This is a genomic window from Roseateles microcysteis, from assembly GCF_036880965.1.
Lineage (GTDB): Bacteria > Pseudomonadota > Gammaproteobacteria > Burkholderiales > Burkholderiaceae_C > JAUASW01.
Map to the genome: position 1 here is coordinate 35,187 of NZ_JBAJMV010000005.1, position 20,183 is coordinate 55,369.

A 20,183-nucleotide genomic window follows, 5' to 3' on the forward strand; every position below is an offset into this window, starting at 1 on the left:
CTCGCTCAGCCCTGCGCCAGCATGGCGCGGCCCAGGGCCTCGGCCACTTCGATGCCATCCACGCCAGCTGACATGATGCCGCCTGCGTAGCCCGCGCCTTCACCGGCCGGGTAGAGGCCCTTCACATTCAGGCTCTGGTAGTCCTTGCCGCGCGTGATGCGCAGCGGCGACGAGGTGCGGGTCTCGACGCCGGTCAGGACTGCGTCCGCCATGTCGAAGCCGCGGATCTGGCGACCGAAGGCAGGCAGCGCCTCGCGGATCGCCTCCAGCGCATAGGCCGGCAGGCTGCCGCGGCCCTTTTGCTGCAGGTCGGTGAGCGTGACGCCTGGCTTGTAGGAGGGCTCGACCGAGCCGAAGGCCTTGCTGCGCTGGCGCTTGATGAAGTCGCCCACCAGCGAGCCCGGCGCCAGGTAGCCGCCTTCGCCCAGTTCATAGGCGCGCGACTCCCAGATGCGCTGGAAGGCCATGCCGTCCAGCGGGTTCACCAGGCTGCCGTCGGTCTTGCCGTCCTGGCGATAGTCTTCAGGCGTCAGGCCCACGACGATGCCGGCATTGGCATTGCGCTCGTTGCGGGAGTACTGGCTCATGCCGTTGGTCACCACGCGCTCGGGTTCGCTGGTGGCTGCCACGACCGTTCCGCCGGGGCACATGCAGAAGCTGTAGACCGAGCGGCCGTTCTTGGCATGGTGCACCAGCTTGTAGTCGGCCGCGCCGAGGATCTCGTTGCCGGCATTGGGGCCGAAGCGTGCCTTGTCGATGATGCTTTGCGGATGCTCGATCCGGTAGCCGATCGAGAAGGGCTTGGCCTCCATGTAGACGCCGCGCTCATGCAGCATCTTGAAGGTGTCGCGGGCGCTGTGGCCCAGCGCCAGCACGACATGGTCGCTGCGGATCTGCTCGCCGGATTCCAGCATCACGCCGCGGATGTGCCTGCCTTGCGGGCCTTCCTCGATCAACAGGTCGCTGACCTTCTGCTGGAAGCGGATCTCGCCGCCCAGCGCCTCGATGTCGGCGCGCATCTTGATCACCATCGACACCAGCCGGAAGGTGCCAATATGGGGCTTGCTGACGAAGAGGATTTCCTCCGGCGCGCCGGCCTTGACGAACTCGGTCAGCACCTTGCGGGTCAGGAAGCGCGGGTCGGAAATCTGGCTGTAGAGCTTGCCATCGGAGAACGTGCCGGCGCCGCCCTCGCCGAACTGCACGTTCGATTCGGGGTTCAGCTGCTTCTCGCGCCACAGGCCCCAGGTGTCCTTGGTGCGTTCGCGCACCTGCTTGCCACGCTCCAGCACGATGGGCCGCAAGCCCATCTGCGCCAGGATCAGCGCCGCGAAGATGCCGCAGGGTCCGAAGCCGATGACCACTGGCCGCGGCCGCTCGCCGGCATGGAAATCTGCCGGCGCATGGCCGACGAACTTGTAGCTGGTGTCGGGCGTCGGCTTGATCTGGTGGTCGCCAAGATGGCTGGCCAGCACGGCCGCTTCATCTTCCAGCTCGCAATCCACCGTGTAGATCAGCAGCATCGCGCTCTTCTTGCGCGCGTCGTAGCTGCGCTTGAAGACGGTGAAGGACTTCAGGGCCGAGTCTTCAATGCCCAGTCGCTGGACGACGGCCGGGCGCAGTTCGCCCTCGGCATGGTTCAGCGGCAGGCGGAGTTCGTTGATGCGGAGCATGGCGATGGCTCAATTCGAACGGTAGAAATAGTACAGGCCCCTGCCGAAAACGGCACGGGCCTGTAGGTACAGCGCGCGGGCCTGACGGCCCCGGGATTCAACCCGAATGAGGACGCTTGCCCGGATTCTTTTTGCTGCGGGTGTGCGAACCACGCTCCAGGCTGCTGCGGTGGCCGGCGCCCATGCGCGACGGCGTGCCGGCCAGGCGCGGGGTGGCGCGGCGGTCGGCTTCGGTCTTGATCTTGTTGCCCATGATGGCTCCGATGAGTGAAAGCGAAGCCGGACCCTGGAAGGTCCGGTCTGGGGCGGGATTCTAACCGGTCGCCGCGGTGACAGCCTTGGCGGCCCGCCAGCCCGATGATTTGCGCCATGGGAACCCTGCATTTGGTGCGCCACGGCCAGGCCTCGTTTGGCGCCGCTGATTACGACCAGTTGAGCCCCTTGGGCGCGGAGCAATGCTGTCGCCTGGGTGCGTACTGGCAGGCCCGCGGCCAGCGTTTCGATGCGGTGCTGCGAGGCTCGCTCAAGCGCCATGCGCAAAGCTTGGAGGCGATTGCCGCGGGCATCGGCGGCCTGCCCGAGCCCCTGGTCTGGCCGGGGCTGAACGAATACGACAGCGAGGCCGTCGTGCGTGCGATCCAGCCCGGAGATATTCAGCATCCGCGCGATGCCGAGGAGATGAAGAACCATTTCCGGCTCTTGCGCACCGGCCTGCTGGCCTGGATGAAGGGCGAATCGCAGCCGCTGGGCATGCCCGGCTTCAGTGAGTTCTCGGCGGGTGTGGCCGGCGCGCTCGCGCATGTGCGCGAGCATCATGCCGGCGGGCAGGTCCTGATCGTTTCCAGCGGCGGGCCGATCTCGGTGGCGGTGGGCCAGGTGCTGGCCGCGCCGCTGGAATCCGTCATCGAGCTGAACCTGCGCATCCGCAACAGCGCTGTCAGCGAATTCGTCGTCACGCCCAGGAAGCATTCATTGCTGAGCTTCAACAGCCTGGCGCATCTGGACGACGCACCAGGCCTGCACACCTACGCCTAGGACAGGGGGCAGAGGCCCCTGGGCCGGCGCCGAGCGCCTCAAGGCTTCACGAACTTGAGCGTCATGCGGTCGCTCTCGCCGATGGCCGCGTACTTTTCGCGGTCCTTGTCCTTGTTGGTGAAGGTCGGCGGCAGGGCCCAGACGCCGCCTTCATGGTCGGCCTTGTCCTTGGGGTTGGCATTGATCTCGCTGCTGGCGGCGAGCTTGAAGCCCACGCTCTCGGCCGCCTTGATCACGTAGGCCGTGCTCATGTAGCCGCTCGGTGCCTTGGCATCCTGGGCCTTGTTGGCCGGCAGGCGGTGCTCGACGACGCCGAACACGCCACCCTTCTTCAGCGCATCGAAGGCGCCCTTGAACACGAGGGTGACCTTGTCGTCGCCCATGGCCATCCAGTTGTGGATGTTGCGGAAGGTCAGCACCAGGTCCACGCTGCCGGCGGGCGCCAGGCTGGTGTCGCCCCGCGCCACATCGAAGGTGCCGATGCGGGTCTTGTCGTAGAGCTCGGGCTTGGCCGCCAGGCGGGCCTTCAGGCGCTCGACACCGGCCAGGGCATTGGCCGGGGCCGTGGGCACCACGCCCGCGCCAAGAATGAGCTGCCCCTTGTCGCGCAGATAGGGCGCCAGGATCTCGGTGTACCAGCCGCCACCCGGTGCCAGCTCGACCACCGTCTGGTCGGGCTTGATGCCAAAGAAGCTCAGGGTTTCATAGGGATGGCGCGCGCTGTCGCGGGCACTGTTGGTGGCTGAGCGGTGCGAGCCGGCGATGGCCGCCTTCAAGGCTTCGTCGGCTTGCGCCGTGCCAAGCATCGCAACTGCCGACAGCGCGGCACAGATCCAGGTCTTCATTGCATGAGCTCCGAGTGAGAGAAGGCGTGGAGTATGGCGCTGCTGCCAAAGCCCTGCTGGAGGTCATTCACCGGGCAGGGCTTCTCGCACCAGGCGCATGCCGACCAGGGTGTAGCGGGTATCGGGTGCGTTCCAGTTGCGGTAGCTGGAGCGGGCATAGAAGGCCCAGGTGTGCCAGGAGCCGCCGCGCCGCACCTTCACGCCGCCGTCGGGCGGGCCTTGGGGGTCGTCCACCGGGGAGTTCTTGTAGTAGTCGTCAGCATGCCAGTCCGACACCCATTCCCAGGCATTGCCATGCATGTCATGCAGGCCCCAGGCATTGGGAGCGAAGCGGCCCACCGGCGCGGTGAAGGCAAAGCCGTCGTGGCCGGCCAGGGCCATCGCCTGCCAATGCGGCCAGTGACGGGCACTGTCGGCGTCAAAGATGTTGGCCGCCTTCAGGAGCGAGGCCGGGTCGTCGCCCGAGTGATAGCGGCTGCGGGTGCCAGCACGGGCCGCATATTCCCACTCGGCTTCGGTGGGCAGGCGGTAGCGCCGGCCTTCGGTCTTGGTGAGCCAGTCGGCCAGGGCCTGGGCGTCGTTCCAGGTGATGTTGACCACCGGATGATCGTCGCCCTGCTGAAAGCCGGGGTTGCGCCAGGAGTAGCGCTTGTCCCGGCCCTCGAAGGCATCGCCGCGGCGCGTCTTGGACGGGTCGTAGTCGGCCCGCCAGCCATAGCCGCCGGTGCCATCGGCCTCGGATTCAGGCACATAGCCCGAGGCCTGGATGAAGCGGCGGAACTGGCCCACAGTCACTTCATGGCGGCCCATCCAGAAGGCCTTGGTGATGCGCACCCTGTGCACCGGGCCTTCGTCCTGCAGGAGTTCGAAGCGCTCGCGTGGCAGCTGCGGATAGTCGCGCGCCATCGTCTCGGGCTTCTCGTCACTGCCCATCAGGAACTCGCCCGCCGGTATCTTGACGAAGCTCATGCTCAGCGTGTTGTGCTGCACTTGGGCGATGCTGGCCGAGGCCAGCAGAAAGGCCGTCAGGCCGAGGAACGTTTTCATGCGCCGATGCTAGGGCCGGGGCGATCACCGAGAATCGGGGCTTATCACTAGCGCCTCTGCCTGCCGAGCCCCTTCCCGATGTTCAGCCACCTGCTCGCCAACGACGCCCCCGATGCCTTGCAGCGCTTCATGCGCCTGCTGGAGACTTCGCTGGCCGATGGCACGTTCGCCAAGCTGCTGCTCAGCAAGCCGGTGGGCGAAGACAAGACCCTGCAGCGCCTGATGGTGCGCGAGGTGCAATTGCGCGGCGAGCGCCAGCTCTCCTTCCTCTGGCGGCACCAGACCAAGGACATCACAAAGAACCATCCGGTGCCTGAAGCGCTGCGCCTCGTGGTCGGCCAACTGGGTACGGAGTTCCACAACGCCCATCTGCTCGCTGGCAATCAGGAAGTGCAGCTCGCCTTCAGCCGCAAGGGCCGGCCCACGATCCGTGTCGGCAAGGTCGAGGCCGCTGCGGCGCCGGCCGAAGGCGACGCGCATGACCGCGAGAAGCGACGCCTGCTCTCGATCGAAAGCCCGTTCTGGACCGATCTGTCGCTGACGCACGAGGTCAGGGGCGAGCGCCAGCTGGTGCCGGCCATGGCGCGCAAGTGGAAGCAGATCAACCGCTTCATCGAGATCTTCTCGGCCGCGTTCAACAACTCCACGCTGGCCGACAGCCCCGACGTTCATGTGGCCGACTTCGGCTCCGGCAAGGGCTACCTCACGTTTGCGATGCACGACTGGCTGCGCCGCCAGGGCAAGGACGCGCAGGTGGTGGGCGTGGAGCTGCGCGACGACATGGTGGCCCTGTGCCGCGGCGCGGCCCAGCGGCACGGCCTCACCGGCCTGCGCTTCGACCAGGGCGATGTGCGCTCCTACACGCCCAAGCGCCTGGACGTGATGATCGCCCTGCATGCCTGCGACATCGCCACCGATTTCGCCATCCATCTGGGCTTGCGCGCCGGGGCGCAGATCATCATGTGCTCACCCTGCTGCCACAAGCAGTTGCGGCCGCAGATGACGCTGCCAGCCACCTTGCGGCCGATGCTGCAGCACGGCATCCACCTGGGCCAGGAAGCCGAGATGGTGACCGACTCATTGAGGGCGCTGCTGCTGGAGGCCGAGGGCTACGAGACCCAGGTGTTCGAGTTCGTGGCGCTGGAGCACACCAGCAAGAACAAGATGATCCTGGCCATCAAGAAGCCCGGGGTTCAACCAGAGGCCAGGCGCCAGGAAGTGCTGGCGCAGATCGAGGCGATCAAGGCCTTCTACGGCATCCGCCAGCAGGCCTTGCAGGAACTGCTCTGCGCGGCTTGATCAGGCCTCAAGCCGAAGCCGGCTCCGCCGCATCCAGTTGCTGCCAGCTGCGCGAAGCCAGGCCCAGCAGCACGATGCCGCCGACGAGCGGGATCAGATAGACCAGCACGTTGGCGACCGCGTCCACCGGGCCCAGCTTGCCCAGCTGGTAGCGGGCATGCATGGCCAGCAAGAGCGGGGCGGTCCAGAGCGCGGCGCGGCGCCAGAAGCCTGCCGCCTCACCCAGCACCTCACGGCCGGCCAGCAGGAACAAGGCCGAAGCCACGAACACCAGCGTGTAGAAGGTGCCCATGATGGGCTGGGCCTTGCCCAGCATGTCGTGGTTGGCCCAGTAGGGAATCCAGAGCAGGCAGCAGATGCCCAGCACCAGTGCCGACTTGCGCGCCCGGCCCACGGCCAGTGCGTCGCTGACCACGCTGGACTTCTTCAAGGCGGGCAACAGCAGCAGGCACAGCACGCCGGTGATCCCGTCCACCAGCAGGGTGATCGGATAGCCCCAGGCTTCCACGGCAATGCCCTGCCAGCTGGCGGCGATGGCAATCGCCAGGTTCATCATCGCCATGTAGGCGGTGAACTGCGTGGCCGCCACGCGTGGGTTGGTCACGTCCATGAAGATGGCCGAGCGGGTGCCGTACATCAGGCCCTGGAACACGCTGTACCAGATGGAGGCGATCCAGAGTGCCGTCACCAGTGCCGGCTCGACCGCATGGCTGCCCGGTGCGCGCGGCATCACATAGCCATGGCTGTGCAGCACCCACATCAGGTAGAACACCGGCGGGCTCATGCCCAGCAGGTAGACGAACAGCGTGGGGCGGCGGCCCAGTCGGTCCGACAGATAGCCGCCCAGCACCATGCAGGCGGCGGAGACGATCATCGATACCAGGCTCAGCGCGCCGACCTGATCATCATCCATGCCAAGTTCGACGGCCAGATTGGACTGGAGGGCCAGGCCCAGCGACATGGCGCCGGCCGGCAGCAGCGCGAAGAACACGCCCGAGAACGCGCCCTTGGTGCCGATGAAGGAGCGGAACGAGTCGACCGCGAACTTCTTCATCTCGGCGCCCGCCTCGCGCAGCGATCCGGCGGCCTGGCTGGCGGCATTGGCCACCACGGCTTCCTTCATGGGCAGCACGATGAAGGTGGTGACCGCCAGGATCACGCCCGCCACGAAGATGAAGCTGCCCTGAAAGCCGGTCACGCTCATCAGGAACAGCACACCGCCGCCGCCGATGGCCTGGCCCACTGCCGCGCCGGCAAACATCAGGCCATTGGCCAGGCCACGCTCGTCCTCGCGCAAGGTATTGCAGGCCAGCGCATCGATGGCCACGTCCTGCATGGCCCCAAAGGAGTTGTGAACCAGCAGGATGGTGGTGAACAGCCACAGCCCGTCGGGCAGCGGCACCAACACCAGCGACAGCAAGGTCAGCGCCATCATGATCTGGGTGCCAAGGATCCAGCCCCGGCGGTGGCCCAGGCGCTGCGAGCGGAACACGTCGATGAAGGGGCCGAATGCCCACTTGAACGCCCAGGGCAGGTAGAACGAGGCGACGAACAGGCCGATCTCGGCCGGCCCCACGCCCATGCGGCGCAACTGCGTGGCCACGGCGGTGGCCGCAAAGCCCAGGGGAATGCCCTCGGTCACATAGAGCGCACAGAAGGCGGCCAGGCGGCCGCGGCTGGTGGCCAGCAGATTGGGGAGTCGCATCGGAAGAGGGGCCACCACAGCGCGAACGCAGCGGCGAACCGGAAATTTGCAGTGCCGGGATTATCGACAGCGCGGTCAAGGCTGCCGGGCAGGTGATTCCCTGCCATGTCGCCTGGATGAGGGAGCGGGGACTCTAGATGGGCCAGGGAATGAAAGAGAAAAAGGCGGACCCCTTTCGAGATCCGCCTTCAAGAGCGCGCTTGCCGCCCTAGGACGCCGCAGGCCGGGAGGCTCGGGCATGGGGCCGCGGCGTGCGTCGCCGTGACAGCGCAGGGCAGAGCAAGCCGCTAGCAGCTCGCGGCCTGGGCGCCGTTGATGAACAACTGTGGGAGAGTGCCGGTTGCAGCGACCGTCAAGTTCGCGCCCGGTTCAGGGCGAACCGGGGTGCCTGGAGGCGGGCGATAAAGATGGTGTGCTGTGCTGGCATGGGAGACATCTTCGCGCGGTCTTGATGCGACAAAGCGGCGAAGAACGCCGCTCTGCCCAGCTTTTATTGATGGCCTCTAAAACAGTTCAATTAACCGCTTTGCTAAAGCCCGGCTTATCGGGCTTTAAGAGGCCGTCGCCAAGTCAGTTCACTTGATGTCCAGCTTGAAGGTGTTGGCGAAGAAGGCCAGCATGTCGGCGCGCTCCTCGATGATCTTCGAGGTGGGCTTGCCGGCGCCGTGGCCGGCGGCCGTCTCGATGCGGATCAGCTTCGGTGCGCTGCCGGTGTCTGCGGCCTGCAGGGCGGCGGTGTACTTGAAGCTGTGCGCGGGCACGACGCGGTCGTCGTGGTCACCGGTGGTGACCATGATGGCCGGGTAGTTGCGCATCGAGGTCACGTTGTGCAGCGGCGAGTAGGCCAGGAGCGCCTTGAACTCGGTCGGGTCTTCGCTAGAACCGTAGTCGCCGGTCCAGGCCCAGCCGATGGTGAACTTGTGGAAGCGCAGCATGTCCATCACGCCCACTTGCGGCACCGCGGCGCCGAACAGCTCGGGGCGCTGGTTCACCACCGCGCCGACCAGCAGGCCGCCATTGCTGCCGCCGTTCACGGCCAGCTTGGAGGGCTGGGTGTACTTCTTGGCGATCAGCCATTCGGCCGAGGCGATGAAGTCGTCGAACACGTTCTGCTTCTTCAGCTTGGTGCCGGCCTCGTGCCAGGACTCGCCATACTCGCTGCCGCCGCGGATCGAGGCGATCACGTAGACGCCGCCCATCTTCATCCAGGTGGCTGCGGTGATGCCGTAGGTGGGCGTCATCGGCGAGTTGAAGCCGCCATAGCCGTACAGCACCGTCGGGTTGTTGCCGTCCAGCTTCAGGCCCTTCTTGTGGGCGATGAAGATGGGCAGCTTGGTGCCGTCCTTGCTGGTGATGAACTCGCGGCGGGTCTCAAACTGCTCGGCCTCGAAGGGCGTCTTGGGCTTCTGGAACACCGAGGCCTGGCCGGTGGCCACGTCATAGCGCCAGACTTCCGTCGGCGTGGTCAGGCTGGTGTAGCTGAAGAAGGTCTCGGTGTCCGTCCACTTGCCGCCAAAGCCGGCGCCGCTGCCAACGCCGGGCAGTTGCACGTCGCGGATGAAGCTGCCGTCGCGGCCGTGCACCTTGACGAGCGTCGAAGCGTCGCGCAGATAGCCCATCAGGAAGCGGCCGCCCACGGCATGCGCGCTGGTCATGGTGTCGGCCGTCTCGGCAATCAGCGTCTTCCAGTTAGCGCGTTCCGGCTTCTTCAGGTCGATGGCGATCAGGCGGCCGCGCGAGGCGCCGTTGTCGGTCTTGACGAAGACCATGTTGCCGTCGTTGCCCACGGCCTGGTATTGCGCATCGAAGCTCTGGTCGATGATCTGGACCTTGCTGCCGGCAACATAGCTGCCCTTGTTCAGCGGCAGCACGGCCAAGGCGTTCTTGCTGCCGGCACCCTTCCAGATGCCCAGGTAGACGAGGCTGCCGTCATCGCTGACTTCGGCGCCAAAGCCCCATTGCTTGTCATCCTTGTTCTCGAACACCAGCTGGTCGGCCGACTGCGGCGTGCCGATGCGGTGGTAGTAGAGCTTCTGGAAGTAGTTGGCGCCGGTCAGGGCCACGCCAGGTGCCGGAGCGTCGTAGCGCGAATAGAAGAAACCCTTGCCGTCCGGTGTCCAGCTGGCACTGGAGAACTTCACCCAGTCGATCTGGTCGGCCAGGTCCTTGCCCGAGGCCAGGTCGCGCAGCTTCCACGTCTGCCAGTCGGAGCCCGAGGCGGCGATGCCGTAGGCGACGAGCTTGCCGTCCGGCGAGGGCACGAAGCCCGAGAGCGCGACGGTGCCGTCCTTGGACAGCTGATTCGGGTCGAGCGCCACGGTGGGCTTGTCGCCGAGCTTGGCGGCCGTGTAGTAGACGCTTTGCTGCTGCAGGCCGTCGTTGCGGGTCCAGAAATAGCGGCCGCCCTCCTTGAAGGGAATGCCGAACTTCTCGTAGTTGTAGAGCTCGGTGTAGAGCTTGCGCGTGGGCAGGCGCTGCGGCATCGCCTCGAGGAACTTGTCCGTCACCGCGTTCTGGGCCTTGACCCAGGCCTTGGTGTCGGCGCTGTTGTCGTCTTCCAGCCAGCGGTACGGGTCGGCCACGCGCTGGCCGTGGTACGTGTCGTGATGATCGACCTTGCGCGTCTGCGGATAGCTGAGCGTCTGGGCCGAGATGCTGGCGGCGAGGGCGATCAGGCCCAGGGCAGCAACGGTGTTCTTCATTGGCATGTCTCCTCGAGGGGAATCTTCGTCAGGTGCGCCAGACCCGCGGGCGGCTGTCCGCCAGGCCCCAGGCAAGCGCGCGCCATTGTGCCCAGACTTCCGACATATGACCAAAGACAGGCTCGACTCGGGGGGCCACCATGCGCAGGACGATCAGACCGTCCTCGGGCGCCGTGACGCCGACCGGGTAGGCGCTGGTGATGGCGCGGGCGGCGTCGATGAAGGCTTCGCGCCGCTCGCGCGGCAGGGCCGAGCCAGCGGCGAACCACAGCGTGCCCATGGCCTTGTGGCCATCGAGCCCCAGCCTGGAATTCAGGAGGAGCGCGTCGTCCGCCGCAATGCGGCCGCGCTCCAGCCAGCGGCCTGGAATCTCCAGATGCTGCTGGTAGTGGCCGCGCTGGAAAGCCTGGTCGGCGGCAGGCAGTCCCAGGGCCAGCAGGTCCCAGCCCATCATTTCGGCGCCTGCTGCCAGATCGAATGACAGCCGGTTCTCGGCCAGCGCGCCGTTGTAGACCAGGGTTTCCAGCGGCAGCCATTCCAGTCTGGCGCCGGGCGCCAGGCGCGCGCGCAGGCTCTGCGTTGCCGGCTGACCCGCGCTGCGATAGAAGCGCGTGGCGCCCGGCGTGGTGATCAAGGCATGGGTGCCCTCGGCCAGGTTGGCCTCGATCTCCAGCTGGTCGCCGCCGACGATGCCGCCGGGCGGATGCACCAGCACGTGGTGGCAGATCGCCGGCCCCTCCGGGTAGAGCCGTTGCAAGACCCGCAAGGGGCCTTCGTGACGGTCCAGTGCGGTGGTGCCGCCTTGGGCCCCCAGGCGGTAGTCGAGCGAGAGATGTCCTTGCCAAGCCATGGAGTCAGCTTAGCAAGGACCATGCTCGCGCTACTTCCTTGGCGTCACGAGCAGCAGGGCTGCCGGTGTCTTCAGGCCCCGTGTCGACGTTCCCTCGGGCGGCATTTCGGCCCAGTTCGACTCGCCCTGCACGCAGGTTTGCCGGACCTTGAACCACAGCGGGCCGGCTTCTGGCGGCAGCGTGCCGCGCAGGACGAACTCGTCGTACCAGGCGTCCTGCAGCCAGTCGGCGTCCGTGTTGGCTGTCCACGAGACCTCGGCCAGGCCCTCGGTCACCGGCTTGCCATGGCTCTCGTAGGGTTGAGCCAGCTTCTCCATGCGCAGGCTCAGGCGCCAGCCGGCCTTGGGCACGGGCTTGGCACCCTTGAAGCCGGCTGGCAGCGTGACCGTGATCTGGCGCGTCGCCGAGCCATCGCAGCCGTGCCCCACCTTGAACACCGCCTTGTAGGTGCTGCCGGCTTCGGCCTCGCGCTGCTCCAGCGTGATGTGGGCCTGGGCCGCGCTGGCAAGAAGCAATGTGCCTGTCAGAACTAGTTTTTTCATGGGGCGCCTCACAGGTCAAACCTCAGTTCCGCATGGAAGGTCCGCTGCGGATAGGGATGGAAGTTCCAGTACTGGTAGTTGTTCAGGTTGTCGATGCCGCCCGACAGCGTGAACTGCTTGTTGAGCTTCCACTGCGCGCGCAGGTCGGTCGTAAAGTACTTGCTGGCGGCCTGGTAGGCAAAGCCGTTCGGGTCGCTGTTGTCCAGCGTGCTGAACTGCGGGCCGCTGTAGCGAGCGCCATAGCTCAGCGACAGGTCGGGCGTGGCCTGCCACGTGGCGAGCACCGTGGCACGCCAGCGGGGCACGCGCGGCTGCTGCTTGCCGATGGTGTCGCCAGCCACGGCAACGAAGCCGTCGTTGGCGAGGATCTTGGAGTCGGCAAAGGTCAGGCTGCCCAGCAGCGACAGGCCCTTGAGCAGCGCTTCGGTCCAGCCGCCGGTTGTGCTGTAGGCCAGCTCGATACCGTTCGTGCGGATGCGCTTGATGTTCTGCACGGTATTGGCGTTGGTGGCCGTATTCAGCTGCGAGTACAGGGCGTCACGGCTGTCCTCGTTGAACAGCGTGGCGCGCAGCGAGCTGGCGCGCGCACCGGCGCCGATGCTCCACTCGGCCGAGAGTTCGCTGGTCCAGCTGCGCTCGGGCTTCAGGTCCGGGTTGTTGTTGATCGCCTGACCCGAGGCATTGACGCCACCCTGGTAGAGCTCGCTCACGGTCGGGAAGCGGATCGCCCGGCCGGTGCTGGCCTTGAGCACCCAGTCGTCGCTCAGCTGGTAGGCCAGTGCGGCCTTGGGGCTGAGGTAGTTGGCACTGCGTTGCGGATGGACCAGCGAGCAGCGCTGGCTGGCCGTGCTGCAGCTGCCTCGGTCGGCGGTGCCGGTGAAGGCGCTCTCGGTGATGCCGTCGCGTGCCGTCCAATGCTCGGCGCGCAGACCCAGCACCGTGCGCCAGGCCGACCCCAGCAGGATCGCATCCTGGGCAAACAAGGCCTGGGTGCGCGTCTCGCCTGCGAAGCGCGAGCTGAAGGCGCTGGCCGCGCCGTTCAGCCAGTCGTTCGTCAGGTTGACCCGCGTGCTGAGTTGGTAGTCCTCCTGCGAGGCGCCGAAGTCGACGCTGTGCCGATCCGAGCGCCAGACGCCCTTGGCTGCCAGCGTGGTCCAGCCGGTGCCGTTCTGGTCGGTGATGCGGCCGGCTTCGGGCTGGGCCTTGGCTGTCGGCGCGTAGGCGCGGGCGAGGTCGGTGCCGTAGTCGTACTTGCTCGCGGCCAGCTCGTAGTCGAAGGCACCGCCGCTGCGGCTCTTCAGGCTGAAGGCCTGCATGGTGTGGCCCAGGTCTTCGTGGCTCTGGGCGAAGTCCGATGCCGCCAGGGTGTAGCGCTTGCCGTCGATCAGCACGGCCTGGCTGATGTCGCCGCTGTAGCGGTTCGTCACGGCGTTGCCGCTGGCGTCGCGCAGATAGCTGCGCGAGCTGCCGTCCGAGGCATTGCCCCAGTAGCCGAGCACATAGCTGGCGCGTAGCTCGGGCGTGATGTCGTAGGCCAGCTTGAGCTTGGCATGGTTCTGAGTCGTGTCGTACTCGGTGGCGGTGCCGAGCAGGTACCAGTCGACGTTGCTGCGGTTCTTGTCCAGCACGGCCCCGGTCACGCTCACGGCGCCAGTGCCGGCGGCCGCGCCGGAACTGGCCAGCCTGGTCGGGAAGGTCAGGGGCTGGCCATTGCTTTGCAGGCGGTTGACATTGATCCACCAGCTGAAGGCGCCGCTCCGATCCCCCAGCGAGGCGCTGATCTGCTTGGCATCGAAGTCGCGCCGCGCGCCGTACAGGTCATTCGGCTGCTTTGCCAGGTTGAGCTTCACGTGGGCCTCGAAGGCCTGCGGCATGCGGGTCTGGTAGTCGACGACGGCGCCGACCGCATTGCCCGAGTAGGCGGCCGAAAAGGGGCCGTACAGCACGTCCACGCGCTCGATTTCCTCGGGCGTCACCAGGCCCCAGCGCGGTGTGAAGCTGGCGCCATTGCCCAGCAGGTTGGACAGCTGGATGCCGTCGGCGAACACCAGCGAGCGGGCGCTGTTGCCGGTGCCCGAGGCGCGGGTGGACAGCACGGCGTGGTTGTAGTCGCCGATGTAGCGCTTGCGCACCAGGAGGCTGGGCAGGTACTTGAGGGCGTCTTCGGAGTCCGTGGCGTTGATGGAGCGCTCGAGGTCGGCGCGCTTGATGCCTTCCAGCGTGGTCGGGATATTGGTGGGCAGGGAGGTCGGGGCCTGCCCCTTGACCTGCACCAGGCCGAGCTTGTTGCGCGTCGGGGCGGTGGTCTGCTGCGCTTGCTGTTGCTGCTTCGCAGGGGCGTCTTCGTCCCCCTCGCCGCATTCATCGCAGGCGCGGGCTGGGGTGGTCAAAAGGAGCAGGCAGCTCAGGACGGCAAAGGGCAGGGCGCCCAACTTGAAATTCTTGTGTGGCATGGCGGAACACTTCCGGTTCGATCGAGATGGCGCAGCCGGCCACGCAGAAGGCGGCAGGCTGGTGCAGCGAGGCTCAGATCGAAGCGGGAGGTGCCCGGGCGGCCGCGAGCCGCCAGGCATGGGCCGTGCGGTCTGCGCTGAAGAAGCGCTCCGGCGGGCCGAAGCGCAGGCCTTGGATCAAGGCCAGGGCGGGCGCTGCCGGTGGCGGCAGGGCCAGGTCTTGCTGGTGCAGGCTGCAGAAGCTGCAATGCTTGAACATTGCATGCGTGGCCTGGTCGTCGCTCGGCGCCTGCCCGAACTCGCCCGCCAGTGCGCGGGGCGATACCAGGCTGGAGCGGCAGAGCTGCGCCCAGGGCGCCAGCTCTCCGCGCTGGGCGGCCAGGGCCATCGACATCGCCGGCGCAATCGCTCCCAGCCAGAAGGTCAGGACGACCAGCCAGCGCAGGCTTGCAAGAGGGGGGCGACGGGTTGCGAAGTGCACGGCAGGGATTCTACCGATGCCACTTGGGCTTCAGGCGCTGGCCAGGGTCCGCGGTGCCAGGCGCAAAGGCTCCTGGTCGGCGAGCCTGATTTCGTAGCGCTGCAGCATGTCGCGCCACTCGGGTGAGGCACGCAGTTTGACCACGCCCTCGAGCAAGGCCTGACGCTGCTCGGCCGGCAATTGCGTCGAAATCATCAGATGGCGCTGGAAGCGCAATCGTGGCAGGGCTGCGATCTCGATCTGCTTGTCGAAATCGGCAATCCGCTGGCGCCACCAACCCAGGCCGCTGCGCGACAGAAAGATGGCGTCAACCCGGCCCAGCAGAAGCATGCGCAGATTGGCCTCCTGGGTGAAAGCATCGATCCGGCGCAACTCGCCGCGCTCCGTCATGGGGTCGGTGTCGCGGTAGACATGGCCGAACACGCCACCCAGCGTCAGACCGCGCAGCGACTGGACGCCCTCGAACGCCACCGGCTTGCTCTTGCGACTGAGCACCAGATCTTCGTCGTTCATCAGCGGCTCGCTCCAGACATAGGGCTGCTGCGGCGCACTGGGAAACCAGCTGGGCGCCACCCAGGGCACCACGCCGGCCCAACCGGGCTGCGATGCCAAGACATCGACTCGGCGGCGAGGCAATAGCTCGGCCGCGACGTTGCCGATATGCAGCTTCAGCCATTCCGTCAGATCGAAGGTCAGGCCCTGCCCCGGGCCGGTGACGAAGGGCGGGTAGTCGTAGTAGCTGAGGAGCTGGAGCGGCGGCAGCGACGCGCGCGCTGCCGGCAAGCCGAGCCACAGGCCGGCGGCAGCCAGCAGGGCGCGGCGGGTCGGGCTGGCTTCGTTGGCGGGCGAGCTCATGGTGACAAGTGTGACACGTGCCGGCCCCCTGTTTCAGGCGCCCAGCAACTCCAGCAGCGTGCGCGCCACGACTTTTGTGGCGCGACGCAGGTCTTGCAGGTCCAGGTGCTCATCGGCCCGCTTGGCGTTCGACTCCAGCACCGTGCGCGGCCCGGCACCGTAGATGGCGGCCGGAATGCCGTGCTCGCCATACAGGCGCACATCGGTGTAGAGCGGCGTGCCGGAGCTGGGAACAGGTTCGCCGAACACCACCTCGCCGTGCCTCTGCAGGGCCTGGACCAGCGCGGCATTGCCAGGCAGAGGCTGCAATGACCTGGCCAGCAGCAGGCGCTTGATCTCGACACGGATGCCAGGGCAGGCAGCGGCAGCCTGCTCGATGGTGCGCCGCACCTCGGCTTCGACGAGCACCGGGTCTTCTTCCGGAATCATCCGGCGGTCCAGCTTCAAGCTGACCTTGCCGGGCACCACATTCGTGTTGCTGCCGCCCTCGATGCGGCCGACATTCAGATAGGGGTGCTTGATGCCCGGCACCTTGGACAAGAGCTTCTTGTATTCGGCGTTGCGAGCATAGAGCGCAGTCAGGATCGCGACCGCAGCCTGCAGCGCATCGACGCCAGTGTCCGGAATTGCTGCGTGCGCCATCGTGCCGTGCACCGTCACTTCCATCTGCAGACAGCCGTTGTGTGCCGTGACCACCTGGTAGCTGAAGCCGGCAGCGATCAGCAGATCGGGCTTGGTCAGCCCGTTCTTCAGGAGCCAGCCGGGGCCCAGCTCGCCGCCGAACTCCTCGTCATAGGTGAAGTGCAGCTCGACGCCGCCTTTCAAAGGAAGACCCAGCGATTCGAGCGCGCGCACGGCGAAGGTATAGGTCGCGAAGTCACTCTTGCTGACCGCCGAGGCGCGGCCGTATAGCTGGCCATTCTCGATGTCGCCGCTGTACGGGCCATGGCGCCAGCCTTCGCCCGGTGGCACCACGTCGCCATGCGCGTTGAGCGCGATGGTCGGCCCGCCGGCGCCGAAGGGCTTGCGCACGATCAGGTTGGTGATGGACTCCATCCCCTGCGCCTTCACGGCATCTGCCGGTACTGCATGCTTCTCCGCAATCAAACCCATTGCCGCCAGCAACTCGGCCGTGCGCTCGGCATGAGGCGCATTGTTGCCAGGCGGCGTGTCGGTGGGCACGCGCACCAGCTCCTGCAGGAAGCGCACTTCCTCGTCGAAGTGGGCGTTGATCCAGGCGTCGAGTTGTTCGTAGTGATTCATCGGAAGGAATCAAGCAGGTGCTGGAAGGCTTCGACGCAGAGTTGGGCGTCGTCGGCGGTGATGGTTTCCAGCGGGTTGTGGCTGATGCCGGCATTGCCACCGCGCAGGAAGAGCATGGCCTGTGGCATCACCTCGTGCAGCTTCATCGCGTCATGGCCGGCTCCGGAAGGCAGGCGCAAGACCGGCAGCCCAAGAGACCGGACAGCTGCTTCCCAGCGGGCTTGCAGCGCGGCATCGCTGGGCGCGGCAGCGGCAACCATGGTCTGGTCAAGCTTGTAGTGCAAGCCGCGGCGCTGGCATATCGCTTGCAGTTCCTCTCGCACCGCGAGGTCGAGCGCATCGCGTGCGGCATTGGTCGTCGCACGCAGGTCCAGGCTGAATAGGCAGCGACCCGGAATCACGTTGATCGAGCCCGCGGGCACGCTCAGGATGCCGACGGTGCCCACGACCTCCGGCATCGAGGCCGCCTGCGCTTCGACGAACAGCACCAGTTCCGCCACGGCCGCCGCTGCATCGCGCCGGCTGCCCATGGGCGTGGTGCCGGCATGCGAGGCCTGCCCGACGATCTCGCCGAGGTAGCGCACGCTGCCGTTGATCGAAGTGACCACGCCCAGCGGCAGGTCGCGTTCGTCCAGCACCGGGCCTTGCTCGATGTGGACCTCGACGAAGCCGCGGTAATGCTGCGGATCGCGCCTGAGCTCCTGTATCGGCGGCATGGTGCCTGCGTGGCCGGCCGCCCGCATGGCCTCAGCCATCGTGATGCCATCGGCATCGCGCTGCGCCAGCCAGGCCGGGTCGAAATGACCCGTCAATCCGCTGGAGCCCAGGAAGGTGGCCTTGTAGCGCTGGCCTTCCTCTTCGGCAAAGGCAATGACCTCGAGGTCGAAGGGCAGGCGACGGCCTTGGCGCTTGAGCTCGCGCACGCAGACACAAGGCACCAGGATGCCGAGCCTGCCGTCGTACTTGCCGCCGTTGCGGACCGTGTCGTAGTGAGAACCGGTCAGCAGGCGCCTGGCGCCTGGATCCGACCCTCGATAGACGCCGACGACGTTGCCCACCGCGTCGATGCTCACTTCGTCAAAGCCGCAATCCAGCATCCATTGCCGGAGTTGGCCGGCGCAAGCCTGATGCGCTTCAGTGAGATAGGTGACGGTGAGCTGGCCTTGCTCCTTGAATCCGGGGTCGGAATGCACGGCCAAGGTTTCGGCCCAGTCCCAGACCTGCTGGCCGAGCGTGGGCGTGACGCCGAACTTGTCGTTCAGGCGGATCTCGGCAATGCGGTGGATATTGCGCAGGCACTCGGCCCGCTCGAAGTCCGGGTGATTTTCGAGCCGGCGGGCGAAGGTCTCGATGATCTGCGCTCGCGAGAGGCCCAGGCCTCGCGGCCCGCGCACCGCCAGGATGAAGGGCCAGCCGAAGCGGGCGTTGTAGTCGGCATTGAGCTGCTGCAGCCGCGCGAATTCTTCCGGCGTGCAGTCGGTCAGGCCCGCCTTGCTTTGCTCGTTGGTTGACTCCGCGGTCAGCGTCTTGCTGACCATGGCCTTGCCGGCGAGCTCAGGGTGAGCGCGGATCAGGCCCAGTTGCTCATCGAGACTGGCAGAGCGGACGACGTCGGCCATGACAGCTTTCAGATGCGCGAGGGACAGGAGCGGGCGTGCCCCTGCGGCCCGCTTGGCAATCCACGGCGAATGCTCGTAGGTGCCTGCTAGCAGCGCGACGAACTCGTCCGCGCTGGCCGCGTTCAACTGTTCAAGTGTCATTCCCATCAGTCATTCCCAAACACGGGCCTTGCTGGCGTCGAAAGGATGCCTGGCCCGCCAGTGACGGGCGATGTCGATGCGGCGCGCGACCCAGACCTGGTCGTGCTTCTGCACATGGTCGAGAAACCTTTGCAGTGCCTTCATCCGTCCAGGGCGGCCGAGCAGGCGGCAGTGCATGCCGATGCTCATCATCGAAGCGCGACCGTGGCCGCCTTCTTCATAGAGCACATCGAAGCTGTCGCGCAGGTACTCGAAGAACTCGTCGCCGTGGCTGAAGCCCTGGGGCAGGCAGAAACGCATGTCGTTGCAGTCCAGCGTGTAGGGCACGACCAGGTGTGGCGCGAGCTGGCCGTCGCTCTTCCTCACTTGCAGCCAGAAGGGCAGGTCGTCGCCGTAGTAGTCGCTGTCGTACTCGAAGCCGCCGAAGTCGGCCACCAGGCGGCGTGTGTTGGGGCTGTCTCGGCCGGTGTACCAGCCGCTGGGCTTGTGGCCGGTGAGCTTCTGGATGATCTCGACACCGCGTTGCAGATGCTCGCGCTCCTCGGCTTCGGCCATGCCCTGGTAATGGATCCAACGCCAACCGTGGCAGGCGATCTCATGGCCGAGTTCGGCAAAGGCTTGCGTCAGCTCGGGGTGGCGTTCCAGCGCCATCGAGACGCCGAACACGGTCAGCGGCAGGCCGCGCCGCTCGAACTCGCGCAGCAATCGCCACACGCCGACGCGCGAGCCGTACTCGTAGATGCCTTCCATGCTCAGATGCCGGGCCGGATAGCTGGCCGGGTTGAACATCTCGGAGAGGAACTGTTCGCTGCCAGCATCGCCATGCAAGACCGAGTTCTCGCCGCCCTCTTCGTAGTTGAGGACGAATTGCAGGGCGACGCGCGCGCCGCCGGGCCATTGCGGATCGGGCGGGTTGCGGCCGTAGCCGACCAGGTCGCGCGGGTAGTTCTTGCTCATGCGGCTTTCAGCGCGGCAGCCAGGTCGGGCGCGCGCGGCTCCAGTTTGAGATTGGCCTCGACATTGCCGAGGTGGTTGTCGAGCAGCTTCATCAGTGCGCGCTTGTCTCGTGCCTGCAAGGCGTTGACGATGGCCTCGTGCTCGGCCTGCGACTCGGCGGCCGAGTGGCTGCTCTGGTACATCAGGGCGATCAGGGAGCAGCGCGAGAGCAGGTCAGCCAGTGTCTCGGCCAGCACCTCGTTGCCGTGCAGGCGCGCCAGCAGCACATGAAAATCCGCCAGGAGCCGCGTGCGACCGGGCACATCGGTGCGCTTCAAGGCTTCGCGCTCCAGCTTCAGGTGCTCGCGCAACTGCCTGATCTGTGCTGGCGTGATCGTGCTGCAGAGCTGGGCCAGCAGCGATGACTCCAGCATCTTGCGCAGCTCAAAGACCTGGCGCGCTTCTTCCACGCTCGGTTCGGCCACACAGGCGCCGCGTGCCGGCGTCAGGGTGACCAGGCGATGCCGGCTCAACTGATTCAAGGCCTGGCGCACAAGCGTGCGCGAGACGCCGTAGATGTCGGCCAGCTGCTGCTCAGCGAGCCGGGTGCCCGGCATCAGCCGGCGCTCGACGATGGCCTGCGTGATCGAGGCGGCGATTCTGTCCGTGCTGGAGACGATGTCGGCCATGGTGTGCTGGAGTGTATACACTTTGGCATCCAATCCGGAAAGGACCC

17 protein-coding genes are annotated in these 20,183 nt (G+C 66.5%); 2 read left to right on the plus strand and 15 right to left on the minus strand.

Annotated elements, in window-relative coordinates:
* Positions 1–5: 5 nt before the first annotated feature.
* Together V3596_RS14585 and V3596_RS14590 are read right to left on the minus strand one after the other, a co-directional pair.
* Positions 6–1,673: an NAD(P)/FAD-dependent oxidoreductase gene (locus tag V3596_RS14585; RefSeq protein WP_334278502.1), complete on the minus strand. Its 1,668-nt coding sequence runs from the start codon at positions 1,671–1,673 to the stop codon at positions 6–8.
* A 97-nt stretch (positions 1,674–1,770) separates the two neighbouring features.
* Positions 1,771–1,926 (minus strand): hypothetical protein, encoded by a 156-nt coding sequence (locus tag V3596_RS14590; protein ID WP_289253711.1) that lies wholly within the window; start codon positions 1,924–1,926, stop codon positions 1,771–1,773.
* A gap of 116 nt (positions 1,927–2,042) precedes the next feature.
* On the opposite strand from V3596_RS14590, the gene V3596_RS14595 reads away from it, so the two are divergent.
* Positions 2,043–2,708, plus strand: coding sequence for a histidine phosphatase family protein (locus V3596_RS14595; RefSeq protein WP_334278503.1), 666 nt, complete (start codon positions 2,043–2,045; stop codon positions 2,706–2,708).
* Between the two features lie 38 nt (positions 2,709–2,746).
* On the opposite strand, the gene V3596_RS14600 is transcribed toward V3596_RS14595, so the two are convergent.
* Together V3596_RS14600 and V3596_RS14605 are read right to left on the minus strand one after the other, a co-directional pair.
* Complete coding sequence (locus V3596_RS14600; protein ID WP_334278505.1) at positions 2,747–3,553, minus strand: class I SAM-dependent methyltransferase; 807 nt, start codon at positions 3,551–3,553, stop codon at positions 2,747–2,749.
* 63 nt (positions 3,554–3,616) lie between these two features.
* On the minus strand, positions 3,617–4,600 hold the full coding sequence (locus tag V3596_RS14605) for a formylglycine-generating enzyme family protein (protein ID WP_334278506.1): 984 nt from the start codon (positions 4,598–4,600) through the stop codon (positions 3,617–3,619).
* Between the two features lie 78 nt (positions 4,601–4,678).
* Between V3596_RS14605 and V3596_RS14610 the strand changes: the two genes are divergently transcribed.
* A complete protein-coding gene (locus tag V3596_RS14610) occupies positions 4,679–5,899 on the plus strand; it encodes a class I SAM-dependent methyltransferase (protein ID WP_334278507.1) in 1,221 nt (406 codons plus the stop codon).
* Positions 5,900–5,906: 7 nt separating this feature from the next.
* Here the strand turns inward: V3596_RS14610 and V3596_RS14615 are convergent, their stop codons facing one another.
* The 11 genes from V3596_RS14615 to V3596_RS14665 form a co-directional block, all read right to left on the minus strand.
* On the minus strand, positions 5,907–7,604 hold the full coding sequence (locus V3596_RS14615) for an MFS transporter (protein WP_334278509.1): 1,698 nt from the start codon (positions 7,602–7,604) through the stop codon (positions 5,907–5,909).
* A gap of 575 nt (positions 7,605–8,179) precedes the next feature.
* The gene (locus tag V3596_RS14620) at positions 8,180–10,306 is read right to left on the minus strand and encodes a prolyl oligopeptidase family serine peptidase (protein WP_334278510.1); all 2,127 of its coding nucleotides are present in this window, start codon (positions 10,304–10,306) and stop codon (positions 8,180–8,182) included.
* Between the two features lie 28 nt (positions 10,307–10,334).
* Positions 10,335–11,156, minus strand: a complete 822-nt coding sequence (locus V3596_RS14625; protein ID WP_334278511.1) for an urease accessory protein UreD — start codon at positions 11,154–11,156, stop codon at positions 10,335–10,337.
* Positions 11,157–11,186: 30 nt separating this feature from the next.
* Positions 11,187–11,699, minus strand: coding sequence for a YcnI family copper-binding membrane protein (locus tag V3596_RS14630; RefSeq protein ID WP_334278512.1), 513 nt, complete (start codon positions 11,697–11,699; stop codon positions 11,187–11,189).
* 8 nt (positions 11,700–11,707) lie between these two features.
* Complete coding sequence (locus V3596_RS14635) at positions 11,708–14,152, minus strand: TonB-dependent receptor (protein ID WP_334278513.1); 2,445 nt, start codon at positions 14,150–14,152, stop codon at positions 11,708–11,710.
* Between the two features lie 73 nt (positions 14,153–14,225).
* Positions 14,226–14,633, minus strand: coding sequence for a DUF2946 domain-containing protein (locus V3596_RS14640; protein WP_334278514.1), 408 nt, complete (start codon positions 14,631–14,633; stop codon positions 14,226–14,228).
* 30 nt (positions 14,634–14,663) lie between these two features.
* Positions 14,664–15,488 carry a substrate-binding periplasmic protein gene (locus tag V3596_RS14645; RefSeq protein ID WP_334278515.1) on the minus strand — a complete coding sequence of 275 codons (825 nt, stop codon included), beginning with the start codon at positions 15,486–15,488 and terminating at the stop codon, positions 14,664–14,666.
* A gap of 33 nt (positions 15,489–15,521) precedes the next feature.
* Complete coding sequence (locus V3596_RS14650; RefSeq protein WP_334278516.1) at positions 15,522–16,751, minus strand: M20 family metallopeptidase; 1,230 nt, start codon at positions 16,749–16,751, stop codon at positions 15,522–15,524.
* Positions 16,748–18,517, minus strand: coding sequence for a 2-oxo-4-hydroxy-4-carboxy-5-ureidoimidazoline decarboxylase (uraD, locus tag V3596_RS14655; RefSeq protein ID WP_334278517.1), 1,770 nt, complete (start codon positions 18,515–18,517; stop codon positions 16,748–16,750). The genes V3596_RS14650 and uraD overlap by 4 nt, the downstream gene beginning before the upstream one ends.
* Positions 18,518–18,520: 3 nt before the next feature.
* On the minus strand, positions 18,521–19,468 hold the full coding sequence (puuE, locus tag V3596_RS14660) for an allantoinase PuuE (protein WP_334278518.1): 948 nt from the start codon (positions 19,466–19,468) through the stop codon (positions 18,521–18,523).
* Entirely contained in the window at positions 19,465–20,136 is a 672-nt protein-coding gene (locus tag V3596_RS14665; RefSeq protein ID WP_334278519.1) for a GntR family transcriptional regulator, read from the minus strand. Before V3596_RS14665 ends, puuE begins: the two co-directional genes overlap by 4 nt.
* Positions 20,137–20,183 lie beyond the last annotated feature (47 nt).